The sequence below is a fragment of the Ruegeria sp. HKCCD7559 genome, assembly GCF_013110575.1.
Lineage (GTDB): Bacteria > Pseudomonadota > Alphaproteobacteria > Rhodobacterales > Rhodobacteraceae > Ruegeria.
The window spans coordinates 211,547-230,399 of sequence record NZ_WVQU01000003.1 but is presented as its reverse complement, the minus strand read 5'-3'; the positions used below and the strand labels follow the sequence as shown (position 1 = coordinate 230,399).

Below are 18,853 nucleotides of genomic sequence, written 5' to 3'. Positions count from 1 at the left end.
TCCACCGGAGAACCAGAGGGGAAAGACGTGAAACTGATCATTGCGACAATCAAGCCGTTCAAGCTGGAGGAGGTGCGCGAGGCACTGACCGAGGCCGGCGTGCGCGGCATGATGGTGACCGAGATCAAGGGCTTCGGCTCGCAATCCGGCCACACCGAAATCTATCGGGGGGCCGAATACGCGGTGAATTTCGTGCCCAAGATCAAGCTGGAAATCGTGGTGCCTGCCGCGATGACCGACCAGATCGTCGAGACCATCACCAAAACCGCCAAGACCGGCAAGATCGGCGACGGCAAGATTTTCGTCCTCGATGTCGAGCAGGCCCTGCGCGTGCGGACCGGGGAAACCAACGAAGAGGCGCTGTAAGGCGCCGCGACCGACAATCATTCGAGGACTGAACATGAACCTGATGAAATCCCTCATCCCTGCCGCCGCGATCGTCGCGCTGCCGCAGATGGGCCTGGCGCAGGAGGCCGCCGCAACCGGCGAAACCGCGCAGCATACACAATACATCCTGACCTCGCTGCTGTTCCTGATGGGCGGCTTTCTGGTGTTCTGGATGGCCGCGGGCTTTGCCATGCTCGAGGCCGGTCTGGTGCGCTCCAAGAACGTGGCCATGCAGCTGGTCAAGAATATGGGTCTGTTTTCCTTTGCAGCCATCATGTACTGGCTGGTGGGCTTCAACCTGATGTATCCGGGCGACGGCTGGACGATCACCGGCATTCTGGGCGCGTTCTCGCCAACGTCACTGGAACCGGTTGGTCTGGAAGGTGTCGAAACCGACCTGTCTTATGCATCCGTCGGTTCGGACTTCTTCTTCCAGCTGATGTTCTGCGCCACCACCGCGTCCATTGTATCGGGCACCATGGCCGAGCGCGTCAAACTGTGGCCCTTCTTCTTTTTCGTGATCGTTCTGACAGGCATCATCTACCCGATCGAAGCGTCCTGGCAGTGGGGCGGCGGCTGGTTGTCCGAGATGGGCTTCAGCGACTTCGCCGGCTCGACCCTGGTGCACGCCGCAGGTGGCTTCGCAGCTCTGGCCGGTGCCATCGTACTGGGCCCGCGCATCGGTAAATACAACAAGGAAGGCAAAGTTGTGCCGATCCCCGGCTCGAACCTGGCGCTGGCAACCCTGGGGACGTTCATCCTGTGGCTGGGTTGGTTCGGCTTCAACGGCGGCTCGCAGTTGGCCATGGGCACGATCGGTGACATGGCCGATATCAGCCGTATCTTCGCCAACACCAACATGGCCGCCGCCGCCGGCGCCGTTGCCGCCCTGATCCTGACGCAGGTGATGTATGGCAAGGTCGACCTGACCATGGTTCTGAACGGCGCGCTGGCCGGGCTGGTCTCGATCACCGCCGAACCGCTGGCGCCGTCGCTGTTTCAGGCGCTGATCATCGGCGGCATCGGCGGCGTGATCGTAGTCTACACCGTGCCGCTGCTGGACAAGATGAAGATTGATGACGTGGTCGGCGCCATCCCGGTTCACCTGATCGCAGGCTTCTGGGGCACCTTCATCGTGGCATGGACCAACGGTGATGCGTCTTTCGTGACCCAGATCATCGGTTTCGCGGCTATCGGGATCTTCGTCTTCGTAGTCAGCTTCATCCTGTTCTCGATCCTCAAGGCCACCGTCGGCCTGCGGGTTGGCGAGGAAGAAGAGATCAACGGCCTCGACATGGGCGAACTGGGCATGGAAGCCTATCCTGAATTCTCGAAAGGCTGATCCCACTTCCACCCAAACAAAAAAACCCGGGCATTCGTGCCCGGGTTTCTTGTTTGGCAATGCCCGAAAATCAGACGCCGACGTCGACAATCGCCTGCGCAAGGATCGGAACGGTGTTGGCGTTCAGACCGGCGATGTTCAGGCGGCTGTCGCCAACCATGTAGATGCCGTGTTCAACGCGCAGTTTCTCGACCAGTTCCGGGGCCGCACCCAGGCGCGAGAACATACCGCGGTGCTGGGCGATGAAACCGAAGCTGTCCGAGCCGCTCAGACGCTGGAGTTCGTCGGCCAGTTGGCGACGCAGGCCCAGCATAGACAGGCGCACCTCTTCCAGTTCGGCCATCCAGTCGGCGCGCAGGGCTTCGTCCATCAGGATCGTGGTCACAACACGCGCGCCGTGGTCGGGCGGGAAGGAATAATTCTGGCGGTTCAGGAATGCCAATGTACCCTGGTTCAAAGCGGTCTGCCCGGCATCGGCGCTGATGGCCATCAGCAAACCGGTGCGTTCGCGATACACGCCGAAATTCTTCGAGCATGACGCCGCTATCAGACATTCCTTGACCGAAGACGCGACCAGACGTGTCGCTTGCGCATCCTCTTCCAGGCCGTCGCCGAAGCCTTGATAGGCGATGTCGATCATCGCAACGAGGCCAAGCGCGTTGATCAGGTTCACGACCTCCTGCCATTGAACCATGTTGAGGTTGGCACCGGTCGGGTTGTGGCAGCAACCGTGCAGCAGAACCACGTCACCCGCTTTTGCGGTCTTCAGGTCTTCGATCATGCCATCGAAATCGACGCCACGTGTGTCGCCATCGAAATAGCGGTATGGAACCGTCTTGATCCCCAGGTAGTTCAGGATCGACAAGTGGTTCGGCCATGTCGGGTTCGACACGAAGACGCGGGCCGACGGGTTGGCCATACGGATCATCTCGAAGGCCTGACGGCAGGCGCCGGTGCCGCCCGGTGTCGCCACGGCGGCGATATTGCCGCGCTCAACCGAGGTGCCGAGGATCAGCCCGATCATCGCATCCGCATAGGCCGGATCGCCGGCCAGCCCGGTATAGGCTTTGGTTTCCTGCTCTTCCCAGACGCGCTGCTCGGCCGCTTTGACGGCGCGCATGACCGGGGTGATGCCTTCCGCGTTTTTGTAGACGCCGACGCCCAGGTCGATCTTCTGATCACGCGGGTCTTCGCGATACATCTGCATCAGCGCCAGGATCTTGTCGGCAGGCTGCGGTTTCAGGTTCTCGAACATCAGGTCTCTCCGGTTGCGACGGGCAGGGTCGGGAAGGCGCCCCATTCAGCCCATGAGCCGTCATAAAGCGAGTGGTCTTTCTTGCCCATGCGTTCAAGCGCAAGGCTGAGGATCGCGGCGGTCACGCCAGACCCGCACGAGGTGATCGCCGGTTTCGACAGATCGACGCCCGCGGCCTCGAATATGGCGCGGCACTCTTCCGGCGACTTCATGGTACCATTGGCGTTCAGCAACTGGCCAAAGGGGACATTGCGTGAACCCGGAATATGCCCCGAGCGCAGACCCTCGCGCGGTTCGGCCTCGGCCCCGGAAAACCGGCTGGCAGAGCGGGCGTCGATGATCTCATGATCACCCAGCTTGGCGGCGGCGGAAACTTGCGTGACGTCCCGGACAAGCTGATTTTGCACCCGGACGGTCATATGACGATCACGGATGACCGGCGGCAGGTCTTCGACCTCGCGCCCTTCCGCCTGCCATTTGGGGAATCCACCATCCAGAACCGCGATGTTTTCCTGCCCCATAAGACGGAACAGCCACCAGACGCGCGCAGCCGACATCAGCCCAGCGCCATCGTAAACCACGACCTGATGACCGTCGCCCACACCCATCGCGCGCAGGCGCGACATGAATTTCTCGACCGGAGGCGCCATATGCGGCAAGTCGGAACGGCGATCTGATATCTCGTCTATGTCAAAGAACCGCGCCCCGGGGATGTGGCCTGCGTCATATTCCGCCCGTGCATCACGATTTTGCGCGGGCAAGTACCACGACCCGTCCAGAATCCGCAGATCCGGATCCTTCATATGCGCGGCCAGCCATTCGGTGGATACGAGGGTTTTTGGATCGTCCTGCATCAAAGCCTCCCCTAAGCGCGCTTGATTTTTCCCTATACCCGGCGGCATAGGGGTTCAAGGCTGGATAGCGCTCACTTGGCGCTGCGCAGGCGGAAATGTTGGATAATCCCAATGAGGCTGATCAGAATCCAGAACCCCTCGATCAACATTGATGCGAGATTGAAGTTCTGGAGCAGGGAATAGACGATCAGCACCGAGCCCAGCAGGTTGATCACCGGAAAGGCCAGATCATCCGAGTTCATCATCCGCATCTGTGTTGCGAAATACGCGGCGACCACGATCAGAGCCCCGAAAGAGCCGATGGCGTCGACGATGGTCAGGCTGTCGAAAAATGCGGTCATGAATGGGCCTTGCCGTTCTCTACAAATTCGGTGTGTTGGGCGTAATGATGCATGTTCAGAAAGGCCGCCCCCTCGGGGCCGGCGCGATACCCGTGCGGAAGATCGGCCGCGAAACGCAACCCCTGCCCGGCTTGTAGGGAAACCCACTCGTCTCCGCGCAGGATCTCAAGCGTGCCGCTCAGAACAAAGACCTCTTCGGTCACGCCTGTCGCGTGGGCGGGCGACTCGTGGCTTTGGTTCGGCTTGAGGTTGACGTGGAATGTCTCGGCCCCCAGAGCGGGATCGAATGGAAAGACGATCTTGACCTCGATCGTGCCGGGGAAAGTTACGGTCTGAAAAACCGAAGGGTCCCCGTTCATCGTATCGATCAGCGCGCTGAGCGGCAGTTGAAACCCCTTGGCAATTTTCCACAGCGTTGCGATGGTTGGGCTGGATTCACCGCGCTCGATCTGCCCCAGCATGGCTTTGCTCACGCCAGTCATCTCGGCCACTTTCGACAGGCTCAGGCCCGATGCCGCACGCACGTCTCGCAGTTTCAGCGTTATATCGTCAGAGTCCATCTCATCGTCCCGCGAATCCTCTTGTGCGTTATAGCGCACATGTGGTACGTGCGCTATAACGTACGAACCCCAAGACATGCAACCCGAGGCAAAAGGGAAACAGCATCATGCCATTGTACCGATCCAGAACCTCAACCCATGGCCGCAACATGGCTGGCGCACGCGGCCTTTGGCGCGCCACCGGCATGGGAGACGATGATTTTGGCAAACCGATCATTGCCATCGTCAACTCGTTCACCCAATTCGTCCCGGGCCACGTGCATCTGAAGGATCTGGGCCAGATGGTTGCGCGCGAGGTCGAGGCTGCAGGCGGTGTGGCCAAAGAATTCAACACGATCGCGGTGGATGACGGCATCGCAATGGGCCATGACGGGATGCTGTATTCGCTGCCCTCGCGCGAAGTGATCGCGGATTCGGTCGAATACATGGTCAACGCCCATTGCGCCGATGCGATGGTCTGCATTTCGAATTGCGACAAGATCACCCCCGGCATGCTGATGGCCGCGATGCGCCTGAACATCCCTGCCATATTTGTCTCGGGCGGGCCGATGGAGGCTGGCAAGATCGATATCGCCGATCTGGAGGCCAAGAAAATCGACCTCGTCGACGCCATGGTCGCCGCGGCGGACGACAAATTCACCGACGAACAGGTTCAACATATCGAAGAGAATGCCTGCCCGACCTGCGGCTCCTGTTCTGGCATGTTCACTGCGAACTCGATGAACTGCCTGGCCGAAGCATTGGGCCTGGCCCTGCCGGGCAACGGCTCGACACTGGCGACACATGCCGACCGCAAAGAGCTGTTCCTTGAGGCAGGCCGCCGCATCGTTGAGATCACCAAGCGCCATTATGATCTGGATGAAAAAGGTTTTCTCCCACGCGAGATTGCCACCTTCGAAGCATTCGAAAACGCCATGAGCCTCGACATCGCCATGGGCGGGTCCACCAATACGGTGCTTCATCTGTTGGCCATCGCGCATGAGGGTGGCTTTGATTTCACCATGTCCGACATGGACCGCCTGAGCCGCCGCGTTCCCTGCCTGTGCAAAGTCGCGCCCAACACCGAAAATGTGCACATGGAAGACGTCCACCGCGCCGGAGGTATCTTCTCGATCCTCGGAGAGCTCAGCCGCGCAGGCCTGCTGCACGAGGAATGCAACACGGTACATTCGGCCACAATGGGTGAAGCGATCGCCAACTGGGACATCAAGGTCGCCAACAATCCAAAGGCGCAGGAGCTGTTCAAGGCCGCCCCCGGTGGTGTGCGCACCACACAGGCGTTCAGCCAGTCCAACCGGTACAAGGAACTGGACACCGACCGCGAAGGCGGCGTGATCCGCTCGAAAGAACACGCGTTCAGCCAGGATGGTGGTCTGGCCGTTCTGTTCGGCAATATCGCTCGCGACGGCTGTATCGTGAAAACTGCTGGCGTGGACGCCAATATCCTGAAATTCACCGGCTCGGCCTACGTGTGCGAAAGTCAGGATCAGGCGGTCAACGACATTCTCACCGGCAAGGTGAAAGAAGGCGATGTGGTCGTCATCCGCTATGAAGGCCCGCGCGGTGGCCCGGGGATGCAGGAAATGCTGTATCCGACGTCATATCTGAAGTCCAAGGGTCTGGGCAAAGCCTGCGCGTTGCTGACCGATGGTCGCTTCTCGGGCGGCACATCAGGCCTGTCGATCGGCCATGTTTCGCCCGAAGCGGCCGAAGGCGGTGAGATCGGTCTGGTTCAGAATGGCGACACGATCGAGATCGACATCCCAAACCGCACCATTCATCTGGCAGTTTCGGATGAAGAGCTGGCCGCCCGCCGCACGGAACAGAACGCAAAGGGGTGGGAGCCCGCCGCGCCGCGCAAACGTAAAGTGTCCACCGCGCTCAAGGCCTATGCCAAGCTGACGACCAGCGCAGCAAAAGGGGCTGTTCGCCAAGTCTAAGCACATACGCGACCGGCTTGCCGAGGCGGCGAGCCGGGTAATCAACCGTCCTCAAGAGATCCCGCGCCCGATCCGTACCATCGGCTTCGCCGATGCCACGTTCGACCTTGGGCCCGGCGCCGCGCAGCGCGCGGCGCCGGGCCCAACCGGAGGAGATGTTTCGCAAGAAATATCGACGACAGGCGGGAGCACCCCCACCGTCAGTCGCCCAACTTGGCGTGGATTTCGTCCAAATCGATTTCACCGATCGGCATCTTGTTCGCCGGGTTTTCGAAGTCGTATTTGAACAGCTCGAAATCCTGCTTGTAGATCTCGTAGACCAGATGCATTGACAGATCGTCAAAGTAGTCCTCGACCGGATGCGCACGTTTTGGCCCGTGCCCTTCGGATTCATTGAACCGTGGAATCTCGGACAATTTGACCGGGTGCTTCAGCTCGACATTGTCCAGAACATCCTGCATCCCGTCATTGAACGCTTCTGTCCAGAATATCCGGTCATAGTGACCGCCGTTCACGATGAAAGTAGACACGTGGCCTGACATCGCAGACCAGTGAATGTCCGGGTCCATCGGGCGCCGCCACCGGATCGTATCACGCGCAAACAGCAGAAACCGGCGGAAGCTGGCGATCTGGTCAAACTCTCCCTTGCCGTCGTCGCCGCCCACTTCGATCCCGTAGTTATAGATCAGCGTCGGCACCAGATTGCCGCGGTATCTCTTGCCGTTGCGCTGAATGCCGCAGATCTTGTCAAAGAATGAGCTTAGGATGCGGGTGTAGGGATTGCGCACGCAAGTGAAAGAATAGGACGCGTGATTGCGCACATTGTTCGAGATCAGCTTCTGGCTCTGATCAAATGCCCATTTGTGCATGCCGTCCTTGGCATCATGGATATCACCGTCGAAGAACTGACCATGATCCGAGAAATACATGATCTGACCAATGGTCGAGCAAGCACATTTGGGCACCACGCGGTACACCATGCTTTCGCTCTCGGTCATCCAGGTACCGGGAAACCCCATCTGCTGTGCCTCCTGCGCTGGCCAGGTCTCGATGCGATACGCCAGCTTTTGGTAACAAAGAACCAAAATTATTCTGTTTATTCAATCGCTCATCCTCAGTATCACGGTTGAAATCAGGCAGAAACGGATATTGCGTAATCTCAATGGCAAAAGTCGCCTATATATTGCTGTGTCACAAGGACCCTGAAGCCATCATTGCACAGGCCGAACAACTGACCGCTGTCGGCGATTGCATGGCCATCCATTTTGACGCCAGCGCCAGCGCCAAAGCCTATGAGCGCATTCGTTCCGCACTGGATCAGAACCCCAATGTGACCTTTGCAAAAAAACGCGTCAGATGCGGCTGGGGAGAATGGTCGCTGGTCCGGGCCACGCTGAACGCCCTGGAAGCCGCCGTGGAAAATTTCCCCCGCGCCACACATTTCTACATGCTGTCGGGTGACTGCATGGCAATCAAAACCGCTGAATACACGCACCGTTACCTCGACGATAACGACAAGGATTTCATCGAAAGCCACGATTTCTTTGAAAGCAACTGGATCAAGACCGGCATGAAGGAAGACCGGCTGATCTATCGCCACTACTTCAACGAGCGCACGCAGTCCAAGCTGTTCTATGCCGCCTATGAATTGCAAAAGCGCCTCGGTCTGACGCGGGACATCCCCCAAGACATTCAGATGATGATCGGCAGCCAATGGTGGTGCCTGCGTCGCAGAACCGTCGAAATGATACTGGATTTCCTGCATCAGCGCCGGGATGTGATCCGTTTTTTTTCGACCACGTGGATTCCTGATGAAACCTTCTTTCAGACGCTGGTGCGTCACCTGATCCCAAAAAACGAGATTGAAAACCGAACGCCGACATTCCTGATGTTCTCGGACTATGGAATGCCGGTCACGTTCTACAATGACCACTATGACATGTTGCTGGGCCAGGATTATCTGTTCGCACGCAAGATCAGCGCCGAGGCGCATGAGTTGAAGGCCCGGCTCGGCTCGCTCTATGCCAGTGAGGGCGTCGATTTCCCGATCTCGAACGAGGGGCGCAATCTGTACGCGTTTCTCACTGGTCGCGGGCGTATCGGCCGCCGGTTCGGACAACGCTTCTGGGAAGCCGGGAGCGTACTCGGCCCGGAACGGGAACTGTTCGTGATCGTCTGCAAGAAATGGCATGTCGCCAAACGTCTTGTCGATCAGATCGCATCTGAAACGGATATTCCTTGCGTTGAATACCTGTTCAACGAAGAAAATACGTTGCTGCCGGATCTGGGCGGGATCGACTCCACACTGACCAAGCGCTCTCGTCACCGGCGTGCCGTTCTGCGCCTGTTGTTCGACAGTTTCGGGTCGGATCAGCTGGTGCTGTGCCTTGACCCGGCCAATCTTGACGCGCTCGAGGATTTCTGCGGCGACCAGGCCAAAACCCACGTGCTTGAGATCGAATGCGAATACTCGGACGACTATCTGATCGGCCACGCGCGTCGGGTCGGGCTGGCCGGAGACAACAGCCCAACGGAAACCGTTGCTTCCTTGCTGCCGACCCTTCGCAACGATCTGGGCTATGAATCCGAACGGATCCGCGCTGCCCGGCTGGACAATTACCTGCGCCTGCGGGAAACGGCCCCGCGCGCCGACAATGAAGCGGTTATTGCCAAGTTTCTTGGGGTTGGTGAAGACAAAGCCCAAGCCGTCATGCAGTTGGATTACCTTTTCCTCGACTGATCCCCAAAGCCCTTCACAGATTGTCTGCCCGAAGGCTGGCACCCGTGACCCGCGCAATCCAAATCGCGGATGGCAAGTGTTCCGCCATGCAAGGCAGCCGCAGCCGCTGCAACTGCACTCGTGATTTTTATTCAATTATCGGATACTGTGCAGCCAATTGGGCCATTTTGTTCATACTTTTTCCATCAGAAACACGGCCCTTGCCAGAAACAAACACTGAAAACAGGCAGGTCTTTTATTCTGAATGACCGTCGTCCGAGCTTCGAAGAACCAGAGGCGCTGGCGGACCGAAGATTGAAATATTGCAACGCAACTCCGGGGGGACACAGTTGTGACCATAGATCAAATTTCCAAATCCAGACCTTACACCCCAAGCGACGCAGACTGGAAGATGATATATGATGTCCTTCCGGGCAAGGCTCAGATCGCCGACCCAGCCGTCATCAACCCACAATTCGAATGTATCGAGGTGACCGGAAACGCGGTTCTGCCAGCGAACGGCATGTATATCGTGCTGCGTGGCGTGGTTCAGCTGCGCCAGAACGGAAATCCATTGGCCAGCGCGGATGTCGGCGATTACTTCTATGAAGAACACCTTCAGATCTCGGATATCCCTGTCAGCCTAGAAGCGCTTGCGCTGGATGGAACCCGGTTGGCGTATCTGTCCAGCCAGAACTGGCTTCAGATACCAGAGAGCGTCCGGCAACCCTGTTTTGCAACGATGTTTGGTGATCTGGTCAGCGTTCAGTTGCAGAATTTTCAGCAGCCGATCAATTGTTGCAGTGTCACGGCGGCCGCTCTCAGCATGTCGGCGCTGGGGTTCAGCTGCGAAGTAAATGACATCTTCCGCGAATGCGCATTGCCCTCGTCCTTTGTCGTGAACGACGGAATCTCGCTGGGCGAGCTTTTTGACGTCGCCTGCACCTACATTCACACGCAGGGGCTGCGCGAGAGGGTTCAGGTTCAGGCCTATTTCATGGACGCAGACACAACCAGTGTGCCGCTGCTGCTTGAGGCGATCGACGAATCCAACCGGCTGGGCGGTGACAACGACATTCTGGTCGCTAATTTCCAGGTCGGTCTTGCCCATGGCAACGAGACTATGCCCGGCGGCCATTTTGCCGTCATCGCCAAGTGCAATCCAAGCACGGGGCTGGTGCATATGATGGATGTGCACCCTGAGAAATACGGCAAGCTTTGGGTGACAACCGTCGAACGGTTGTGGCAAGCCATGTCGGATCGTGACGGAACCTCGATGCGGTCCCGCGGCCTTTTGCGGTTTTCAGCACGGGCCGCGGTCAAGACGCACCTGAAGACTTTCAAGCAGCGGTGCAATTACGTCGACAGCACACGTTATCTGGCTAAAGATCCCAAGAAACGCCGCAACCTGTTCCGCCGGGCAACGCCCAACATGAACTCGATCGGCGTTTTGGTGGAAAGCCTCGCCATTCACGGCGACTACAGGGTGGACGAGGACGAGTTGCTGCGGGCGGCCCAGGTGTCGTTCACGGATACTGTCCGCCGGGTCGCCACCGCCAAAGACATGCACGACATGGTCGAAAAGTATATCAGACAATCCGAGAACCTGCATCTGAGCAGTTCGTTCCAGAGCTTTGAGACCCGCGATGACAAATCAATCCAAACCCCCGAAGACTGGTTCAAGGCGCAGTTGAAAAGCCTGACCCCCGACAGCAACCGTCACCTGATGATTAACATCGACTTCAATCGCGTCACCGGGATCGAGGCGATCCGCCCGCCGGACAACGTGTTCCGGGAAACTGCGTTGCTCGAAGAGTTCTGGTGCCTGTGCATAGACTATGACGAGGATGAAGACGTTGTGACCATAGTCGATATGAGTCCGGCAACCTCGCAGGTCTGGCAAGCGCCGCGGGGCAACATCTTCCGTGGTCTGCGGGATCTCGAAGACCCTGCATTGTTGGTGATCGAAGAGGTCGAGCCGCCCGAAAACCCAAGCGATGTTGCCAGCATCATCAAGCACAATACAATGGTTCTGTTCTACGAGGACGAGGACCCGTGGTCCTATATGCTGCGCAGCATTCTTTCGAATATCGGGGCAACGACCGTCAAGCAGATCGACGTGGGCGGGCGCGATCCCAATATGATCAGGATGCGGCGGCAACTGGTGACGCTGGGCGAAAGACCGGACGTGCCGTATTTGTTTTTCAAAGGAAAATGCATCAGCAAAAGTGAAAAGCTGGAAGACATCGTAGACATGATCCAGGCCGGTGAATTGCAAGCCAGAATGCGCAGGGAAGGGCTGCCGGTATCCGAACTGAATGAAACCCCAAGCCTTGAGAAGAACCCGTTCGGCTATCCCAAGGGGGTGATGAATCAAGTAAACGCCGGAAAGCGAAACGTATTGCTCTGCGCCTGCGGGTCATCGGCGGCGGACAAGATCCCCGAGCTTGTCGAACGCATTGTCGACGCGGGGCATAACGTGAAACTGATCCCGTCTGTTTCGGCCGAGAAATTCTTTCGGGATTTCGGCGCCGAACGGATCGACGCCAAGATCACCCACAATGACTATTACCGCGACGATGACGAGTGGAATTTCCGCTATTTGAATTTCGACATGCCGGTGCGCGCCTCGCATCTGGCACTGTGTGACTGGGCAGATTGCGTCATAGTGGCCCCCATCACCTGCAACACGATGGGCAAGGTTGCCAATGGCATCGCCGACAATCTTTTGACCTCGGTCTTCGTGGCATGGCAATACCAGAAGAAACCCGTGATCCTCTGCCCCGCGTGCAATACGAATATGTGGAACAATATCACCACGCAGAACAACGTCGACAAGCTTAAGACGCTTGGGGTCGATTTCGTCGGACCGCGCGAAGGTCGCCTGTCGAACGGCCGGATGGGCATCGGCATGATGGCAACGCCGGACCAGATCATGGAAGCTTTGGCGGATGCGTTCGAGGAATTGGACGACCAGAAGTATCGCGTCTGCAAATGGGCGCGCGAGGCCGCTGCCGCCGATGATATCAACGAATGGAAGCGCGTGTTCCGTGCCATCGACGAAGGGGTCGTCGGGGTCAACATCGTGGACGAGGCCCATGGAGATTCACTGTTGCACTATGCAGCGGGCGGTGAAGGCGAACTGGGCGAAAGCGGCCATGATCTGGGTAAGCCGGATTATGAGGCCGCCCAGAACCTGATCGACAGGGGTATCGACGTCAACATTGTCAACGATCACGGATTCACCGCATTGCATGTGGCGGTGATGAACAAGGCACCGAAGATGGCGGAAATCCTGCTGCGGGCCGAAGACATGGATGCGACCTCGTGCATCGAATTCGTTCAAAGCATGCAGATCGAACCGGAAATCCGTTCCATGCTGGACGCCTGGGCGCAAGATCACAACCTGAAGATGGCAGACCCCGAACAGGGGCGTGACGAAAGCTTCGTGGCGGTGAACGAGCCCTCTTACCTGTATTTCACCTATGGATCACTGAAGCGGGGGTTCCCCAATCATGACGCACACAGCGCGGTCCTGAATGAATTCGTGGGAACGGCGCGCACCCGGCAACCAATGCCCCTGATCATCCCGAAGGAACCATTCTGCGACAATCCCAACTGTGGGTATCTGCATCGCATGGCAACCCTTGTGGATCAGCAGGGGATGGGCAAGCAAGTGGGTGGAGAGGTCTACCGTGTCACCGAATCCGGCCTCGGCGAACTGGACAGGCTGGAAGGGTATTACGGCCCCGGCTCACCCGAGAATGTCTATGTGCGCAAGAAAATCAACGTCGTCATCGAGGGTGCGATGAAACCCGCATATGCCTATGTGATCGCTGATCCGGAAAAATACCTGAAAAGCTGGCGCGAGGGTACATCCGAAGTGGTGAGCGATTACACGCTGGACATGGCGCAGGGCGAACCCAAACCCGGGTTTGAACCCGTGGCCTAACAATCCCGCGTGCTGATCGGTGGCGGTTCCGAGCTGTCCTTGATGCCGAGGTTATAGGCCGTGATCGCCACCATACACAGCAGCACGAAGGGCCAGAAACTGGCCTTTGGGATCAGGTTGTCCCGATAATGGATGATCCGCAGCGACGGCACCGCCTCTGAGGCGAACAGGTACGTATTGATCGAAACCGCCAACAGCATGAAATACATAAGGAAAAAGAATGACTCCATATAGATCACGGGCGATCCGGCGAATCCTTCGCGCAGTTGCACATGGGCCAGCAGGATCACGAAGAACAAAACCGAACAGGTGCCGATCACGCTGGACGTGCTGAAGTCATGCCGCTCGACCAACCCCTCGCGGCGCGTGACGGTCATGACTGCACCGAACAGCAGCATCACCACGACGAGCAACGGGATCATGTGAACGATGAACGCGTTTGCAAAATTGCGTTTGATGACGAAGTTGTAATGCAACTCGGGCGTGTTGGTCTGGTAAGCGTTCTGCCGGATGCCCAGCGTCGTATCCAGTTTCGACAGCTTGTAGTCGAAATAGGTGTTTTCTCGCTCCCACGTGCCCATCACGATCCGGTTGTCGATCCCGAAAATGTCATCCGATCCGGTCGCCGGATAAGCCTCGAAGTCAGGAACCAGCGCGATATTGACCTCGAAAGAAGCGGGTGAGAACCGCACCCAAACCGTTTTGTGATCGAAGGGATAACTGGTGTAGTCGAAGCTCTGGCGCAGGGTTTGTTCAAAATACCAACCAATCAAGACGCCGTCGGGTTGTGACAAGCGGTATGCCTCTTCAACAAGGCCGCTTGCGGTATCGACCGCTTCGGGCAGAAGAAATCCAACCTCACCTTCGGCGGGAAGGATCGCATCATGTTCCTTTGCCTTGTAGTGCTGCCAGATATAGCCGGTAAGCCGCACGTCGCTGGCGCCCAGAAAGCTGAACGACTTTATGAAAATCCCCGTTCTCAAACGATAGTCCGGCGCTACGTCCATTCTGCACAGATACGCATCTACCGAAGCCTGATCGGGCAGCTGCGTCAGGTCTTCCTCGAAATGGTTCAGTTCGATCCAAAGCTTGAGCAACAAGGCGGCCAACCCAAAGGTCAGCAGGCCAGAGATAAGCCAAACCTTTTTTTCGACGCTCATTCAGCCTCCTGCCTTGCCGCCTAACTGGTCAGAAAATCCGCGCGGCCCAGCAAGGATTGGGTAATGCCCATCGCGGCAAAATGCTCGGTCATACCGGCAAAACCGCTATGCTCTGACGGTGGAATATTCTGCCTTCCGCTCTCGGCCAACAGCCGTGTTTGACGAATGGACAGGTCCACCATCGGCAACGGCTCGTTCCTGGTGAACGCGGCAAGGCCATCCGCATACTCCATTGCGGCATCCCAATCACCACGCGCCAGCATGACGGCGCTGGCATCGGGGAAGAAGTGCAGATGGCTGTGGCCAACACATCCCTCGGCGATGATCTCGGAACCCAGTTTCAAAAGGCGCGTTTGCTCATCCGGGTCCGTTTCGGCCATCGCCAGGGCTGACAGGGCCTTGGGTCCAACAAAGTTCCGGCCATGTTCAAGCGCGATTTCGACTGCTCGCAGACCGGTTTCACGTGCGCGCCCGACCTGGCCGGCATAAACCTGCGTTCTGGCCAAATGTTCCAACGCCTGCGCTTCAAGGCGTTTTGCGCCCACGCGCTCTGCGATTTCGGCCGAAACGCCAAAGGCTTCCAGCGCACGGTCGAGACTGCCCAGAAAGGTCTCGGCCACGCCAAGGCATGTTTGCGCAACACATTCCGGAACGAAAGCGAAATACGTCTGCGAGATTTCAATCGCCTCATTGGCATCTGCTCGGCCCTGCCCGACATCCCCAGTATAGCTGCGCGCCACGCTGAGATTGTGCAGATTGGCTGCAAGGTCCCGAACCAGCCCTTTTTCGCGTGCCCGTTCAGCGGCTTGGGTATAGAACCCCGCCGCCGTCTTCATCGAGGCTTTCATGAAATTGGCGTCGCCAAACCCACTCAGCGCCCCAACCTCAAGGCGCGGGGATTCCAGCTTGCGGGCAAGCGAGAGCGCCCGCTCGTTGGCCTTCAGCGCTTCTCTGTTCCGGCCCAGCGGGAAATAGACGTTGCCGCGCACATAGCTTATCTGGGCCTCATCTTCCTCGGACCCGCAGCGCTGTGCTGCTGCCTCGGCCGTGTCGAGCGCTTCCAGCGCGTCCTGATACAGGCTTGCTTGCCGCGCCGCCTGCGCAAGCCCGATATGGGCCCGGGCGATTTGTTCGTCTGTTTCAGCCAAACCGGCGGCGTCTTTGAACTCGTCCAAAGCTTCGTTTGACAACCCCTGCAACCGATGGGTTTCGCCCCGCGCGCACAGCAGGTCAAATCGGACACCCGCCGGGGACGGCAATTCCAAAGCACGCTCGATCAGCGGGCTGGCATCGTCGAATCGGAAGGCTTGTATCAATTTGTCGGCTGCTTCCAGATAGGCTTGCGCCGCGTTATTGGCCCCGGCCCGGTCCAGATGCTGGGCGCGCAAGGTTGCATCCTTGTCTTCGAACCACTGAGCCGCCTGCCGGTGCAGGCGGGCGCGTTCGGATTTGACCAGTGTTGCATAGGACCCGTCCCGGATCAGCGCGTGGGTAAACATGAAATCGGGCCCTGCCTCTCGGATCAACGCCGAGCGGATAAGGTTGCTGGTATCCAGATGCCCTTCACCCAGAATGAAATTCAGAACTTCGGGCGAGAACCGTTGACCCAGAACCGATGCGGCCTGAATGGCGGTTCGGCTGGCGCGATCCAGCGCGTCCAATCGCGACTGAACGATACCCTGAATACTGCCCGGCACAGTTTCCTGTTTGAGCACATCCGTGTTTCGCAACAGCTGCTCCAGAAACAACGGATTTCCACCGGCGCGCTGGACGCAGGTTTCCAGCAAGTCGCGATCGATGGCCCGGAACTCTTCGACCAATTGCCTGACGTGCTCTTCTCCCATCGGTGCCAGTTCCAGTTTTGACACCAGCGCGCCATCCGTGGCCATCTGCCAGTTCCTGTCGATCGGATCGCCCTCGGCCCGGCTGGTCATCATCAACACACAGGGCGTGTTCCGCGTCACCGCGGCGATATGAGAACACGCCGCCAGGATGTCGGGCGTCGCCCAGTGGATGTCTTCAATCTGAATAAGCAGGGGCGATTCCCGACTGCTGGCGGAAAGCAGCTCCTCCAGCACCTGACGCCGCCCCCGCAGACGGGTCTTGTTGTCCATCACCGCATAGACCTCGGCCAGGCCCGGATCCTGCTCGAGTTCAAGCAAAGCATTGAGGTGCGCAGCGTTGGAAGGGCTGACCCAGCCCTTGGTAATGGCCTCTTTTGCAACGGCCGCCCCGGTTTCCGCCCCGTCCGACGCCTCAAGCCCCAGAATGCTGCGTGCAACGGTCTGAATGGCTGAATGACCTTCGCGCGCGCCGAAATCCATCACAACGCCGTTGTGGATCGTGTAGGACAGGCTGGTCGCCAATTCCGCCACTTGCTCGGACAGATGGGTTTTTCCAATTCCGGGTTCGCCCAGAACGATGTGCACTTCACCTTTTCCATGGCGTTGGCATCGGTCGAATGTGGCCGAGAAAATCGACATCTCACGCTCGCGCCCGATGAATTTATGCCGTCTGGTCCGAATGTTCCTGGCCAACCGGTCCAGACGCCAGACCTCAACCGGCTCGTTCAGCCCCTTGATCGCCTTGACCCCGATGGAGTCGCCCACGAACAACGGGCCCAGCGCGCGTTGAATGTCATGTGAGACCAGAGTCTCGCCGCCCCCTGAGATATCTGTCAGCCGAGACGCCAGATTCACCCCATCCCCTGTCACCGTATATTCCGTATGCGACTGGCTGCCTGTCGTACTGGCGATGACCTGACCCGAAGAGATACCGATATGACAGGACAGCGGCGGTGATAACGTCGGAAGAACCGCATGAATTTCAGCTGCCGCCCGTGCTGCCCTTTCCGTGTCATTGGTATGTGAGATCGGCGCTCCGAAAACGGCCATGACCGCATCACCGATATGCTTGTCGATGCGGCCGCCGTATTTTTCGACCACATTGTCCACTTTGCTGAAGAACTGGTTGAGCAGCGCGTGCAGATCCTCGGCATCCAGCTTGCTGGACATTTTCGTGAACCCGGTCAGGTCCGCAAACATCACCGTGACCTGCCGCCGCGCAGGTTCGTGCGGCGCTGCGGGTTCAGGCTCTGCGGCGATCTGCGCGGAATCAAGTTGCTCGATGGCACGCAAAAGCCGCCGACGATCGCCGACAGCGGTCACACCGATTTCGATCAGATCCTCGGCCGTCAAATCAGGCAGAATGGAAAAGTCGATCTTATTATCAATGAAGGCCTGCGCGTACTCGTTTAATCCATTTGCGCTCAACCAGCCCCTCAGATCTTGAGACATATCGCCCCTCTGAAGTCCCCCACTTCAAGCGAGAACCTAGCATGGCAGCGGGCGTGAGTCTGCAAAAACCAAATTAATTTGTGATTTTGAGCAGGGTTAATCCCCTTTTGATGCATTCACAGGCTTGAATTTCCAAACCCACTCGACAGGACAAATGAACGACAGGCCTCCGAAATTTCTCGGAATCGCGACCTTTCCCGCACATAAAGATACACCTCGCGCCTGTCCGGCAAATCCGAAATCGGACGAAAGGCGACTGCGTCCGGGATGAACTGCGCGACGGTCTGCGGCAGGACCGTGATCCACTGGCCTGCCCTGACAGTCGTGATCAGGGAATGCGTGTTGTGGATGGTAACCTCGGCCCTGTCCAGAATTTCTCGGAAAGGCGCGGACTCGATAAAGTCACACAGGGCGTTTCGCACGAAAGGCTGAGCCACCAGATCGCAAATGGCTGGCGGTTCCGCCCGTGTCATCAGCGGATGATCGGACGCTGCAACCAAGCCGAAACGGTCCTGAAACAGCGGCTCTGCACTGACCCCGTTCAGCGGAAAATGGCCGGACGCTATGCCGATATCAGACGTGTCCCCGGCGACCGCATCCAGAACCTGCTGCGAATCTCCGTCTCGCAGCTCGATCTTCAGGCCGGGAAAACGAGACGTCATATGGCCCAGCAGAGCAGGAAAGACCAGCGCCCCCACGGACGGCACGGATACGATCCGGATCAACCCGTGCTCGGCCTGTGCCGCCAGTTCAATATTCTGAACAGCCTGATCGAAATCCCGCACCTGTTTGAGCGCAAGGTCGAGAACTTGCTGACCGAGCGGAGTAAGGTGGTTTTTCCGTTCGCCTTCAAACAGTTTCTTGCCAAGATGCTCTTCGAATTGTTTCAACATCATTGAGACCGCGGATTGCGTGCGGCCCAAACGGCTGGCTGCCTCGGCAAGATTTCCGGTTTGGGCCACGGTGCAAAAGCACCGCAGCATCTCTATTTTCACGGCCATGCTTCAATCTTTCTGAAGTTTTCTAAAGTTATTTGAGTTTGACTGA

Annotated in this window: 13 protein-coding genes; 5 read left to right on the top strand and 8 right to left on the bottom strand. The window is 58.0% G+C overall.

Translation table 11 applies throughout. The features are described from left to right. Positions 1-27 precede the first annotated feature (27 nt). Together GS605_RS11620 and GS605_RS11615 are read left to right on the top strand one after the other, a co-directional pair. On the top strand, positions 28-366 hold the full coding sequence (locus GS605_RS11620; RefSeq protein WP_152459713.1) for a P-II family nitrogen regulator: 339 nt from the start codon (positions 28-30) through the stop codon (positions 364-366). Between the two features lie 34 nt (positions 367-400). Then, positions 401-1,729: an ammonium transporter gene (locus GS605_RS11615; protein WP_171724087.1), complete on the top strand. Its 1,329-nt coding sequence runs from the start codon at positions 401-403 to the stop codon at positions 1,727-1,729. 70 nt (positions 1,730-1,799) lie between these two features. Here GS605_RS11615 and GS605_RS11610 read toward each other — a convergent pair whose 3' ends face one another. The 4 genes from GS605_RS11610 to GS605_RS11595 all read right to left on the bottom strand — a co-directional run bounded on the left by GS605_RS11610 (position 1,800) and on the right by GS605_RS11595 (position 4,739). Beyond that, positions 1,800-2,984 carry an amino acid aminotransferase gene (locus GS605_RS11610; RefSeq protein ID WP_171724086.1) on the bottom strand — a complete coding sequence of 395 codons (1,185 nt, stop codon included), beginning with the start codon at positions 2,982-2,984 and terminating at the stop codon, positions 1,800-1,802. Then, positions 2,984-3,838, bottom strand: a complete 855-nt coding sequence (sseA, locus tag GS605_RS11605; protein ID WP_171635557.1) for a 3-mercaptopyruvate sulfurtransferase — start codon at positions 3,836-3,838, stop codon at positions 2,984-2,986. Before sseA ends, GS605_RS11610 begins: the two co-directional genes overlap by 1 nt. A 71-nt stretch (positions 3,839-3,909) precedes the next feature. After that, entirely contained in the window at positions 3,910-4,179 is a 270-nt protein-coding gene (locus GS605_RS11600; protein ID WP_152459709.1) for a hypothetical protein, read from the bottom strand. After that, positions 4,176-4,739: a helix-turn-helix domain-containing protein gene (locus GS605_RS11595; protein ID WP_171724085.1), complete on the bottom strand. Its 564-nt coding sequence runs from the start codon at positions 4,737-4,739 to the stop codon at positions 4,176-4,178. The genes GS605_RS11600 and GS605_RS11595 overlap by 4 nt, the downstream gene beginning before the upstream one ends. A 107-nt stretch (positions 4,740-4,846) precedes the next feature. Between GS605_RS11595 and ilvD the strand changes: the two genes are divergently transcribed. Next, positions 4,847-6,679: a dihydroxy-acid dehydratase gene (gene ilvD / locus GS605_RS11590; protein WP_171724084.1), complete on the top strand. Its 1,833-nt coding sequence runs from the start codon at positions 4,847-4,849 to the stop codon at positions 6,677-6,679. A gap of 200 nt (positions 6,680-6,879) precedes the next feature. Here the strand turns inward: ilvD and GS605_RS11585 are convergent, their stop codons facing one another. Continuing rightward, positions 6,880-7,698: a sulfotransferase family protein gene (locus GS605_RS11585; protein ID WP_171724083.1), complete on the bottom strand. Its 819-nt coding sequence runs from the start codon at positions 7,696-7,698 to the stop codon at positions 6,880-6,882. A gap of 143 nt (positions 7,699-7,841) precedes the next feature. Here GS605_RS11585 and GS605_RS11580 point away from each other — a divergent pair, with 143 nt between their 5' ends. Both GS605_RS11580 and GS605_RS11575 read left to right on the top strand, forming a co-directional pair. Further along, entirely contained in the window at positions 7,842-9,419 is a 1,578-nt protein-coding gene (locus GS605_RS11580; protein WP_171724082.1) for a DUF5928 domain-containing protein, read from the top strand. Between the two features lie 331 nt (positions 9,420-9,750). Continuing rightward, positions 9,751-13,350 (top strand): flavoprotein, encoded by a 3,600-nt coding sequence (locus tag GS605_RS11575; RefSeq protein ID WP_171724081.1) that lies wholly within the window; start codon positions 9,751-9,753, stop codon positions 13,348-13,350. Here GS605_RS11575 and GS605_RS11570 read toward each other — a convergent pair. The 3 genes from GS605_RS11570 to GS605_RS11560 all read right to left on the bottom strand — a co-directional run bounded on the left by GS605_RS11570 (position 13,347) and on the right by GS605_RS11560 (position 18,807). After that, the gene (locus tag GS605_RS11570) at positions 13,347-14,510 is read right to left on the bottom strand and encodes a hypothetical protein (protein WP_171635544.1); all 1,164 of its coding nucleotides are present in this window, start codon (positions 14,508-14,510) and stop codon (positions 13,347-13,349) included. The two genes, GS605_RS11575 and GS605_RS11570, sit on opposite strands and share 4 nt — an antisense overlap. A 20-nt stretch (positions 14,511-14,530) precedes the next feature. Beyond that, positions 14,531-17,806 (bottom strand): adenylate/guanylate cyclase domain-containing protein, encoded by a 3,276-nt coding sequence (locus tag GS605_RS11565; protein ID WP_171724080.1) that lies wholly within the window; start codon positions 17,804-17,806, stop codon positions 14,531-14,533. A gap of 116 nt (positions 17,807-17,922) precedes the next feature. Then, positions 17,923-18,807, bottom strand: coding sequence for a LysR family transcriptional regulator (locus tag GS605_RS11560; protein WP_171635540.1), 885 nt, complete (start codon positions 18,805-18,807; stop codon positions 17,923-17,925). Positions 18,808-18,853: the final 46 nt, after the last annotated feature.

Coding starts and splice junctions, on each gene's coding strand:
- GS605_RS11585 (WP_171724083.1), bottom strand. CDS start 7,698: ATGGGGTTTCCCGGTACCTGGATGACCGAGAGCGAAAGCATGGTGTAC.
- GS605_RS11615 (WP_171724087.1), top strand. CDS start 401: ATGAACCTGATGAAATCCCTCATCCCTGCCGCCGCGATCGTCGCGCTG.
- GS605_RS11580 (WP_171724082.1), top strand. CDS start 7,842: ATGGCAAAAGTCGCCTATATATTGCTGTGTCACAAGGACCCTGAAGCC.
- GS605_RS11600 (WP_152459709.1), bottom strand. CDS start 4,179: ATGACCGCATTTTTCGACAGCCTGACCATCGTCGACGCCATCGGCTCT.
- GS605_RS11560 (WP_171635540.1), bottom strand. CDS start 18,807: ATGGCCGTGAAAATAGAGATGCTGCGGTGCTTTTGCACCGTGGCCCAA.
- GS605_RS11570 (WP_171635544.1), bottom strand. CDS start 14,510: ATGAGCGTCGAAAAAAAGGTTTGGCTTATCTCTGGCCTGCTGACCTTT.
- GS605_RS11595 (WP_171724085.1), bottom strand. CDS start 4,739: ATGGACTCTGACGATATAACGCTGAAACTGCGAGACGTGCGTGCGGCA.
- GS605_RS11610 (WP_171724086.1), bottom strand. CDS start 2,984: ATGTTCGAGAACCTGAAACCGCAGCCTGCCGACAAGATCCTGGCGCTG.
- sseA (WP_171635557.1), bottom strand. CDS start 3,838: ATGCAGGACGATCCAAAAACCCTCGTATCCACCGAATGGCTGGCCGCG.
- ilvD (WP_171724084.1), top strand. CDS start 4,847: ATGCCATTGTACCGATCCAGAACCTCAACCCATGGCCGCAACATGGCT.
- GS605_RS11565 (WP_171724080.1), bottom strand. CDS start 17,806: ATGTCTCAAGATCTGAGGGGCTGGTTGAGCGCAAATGGATTAAACGAG.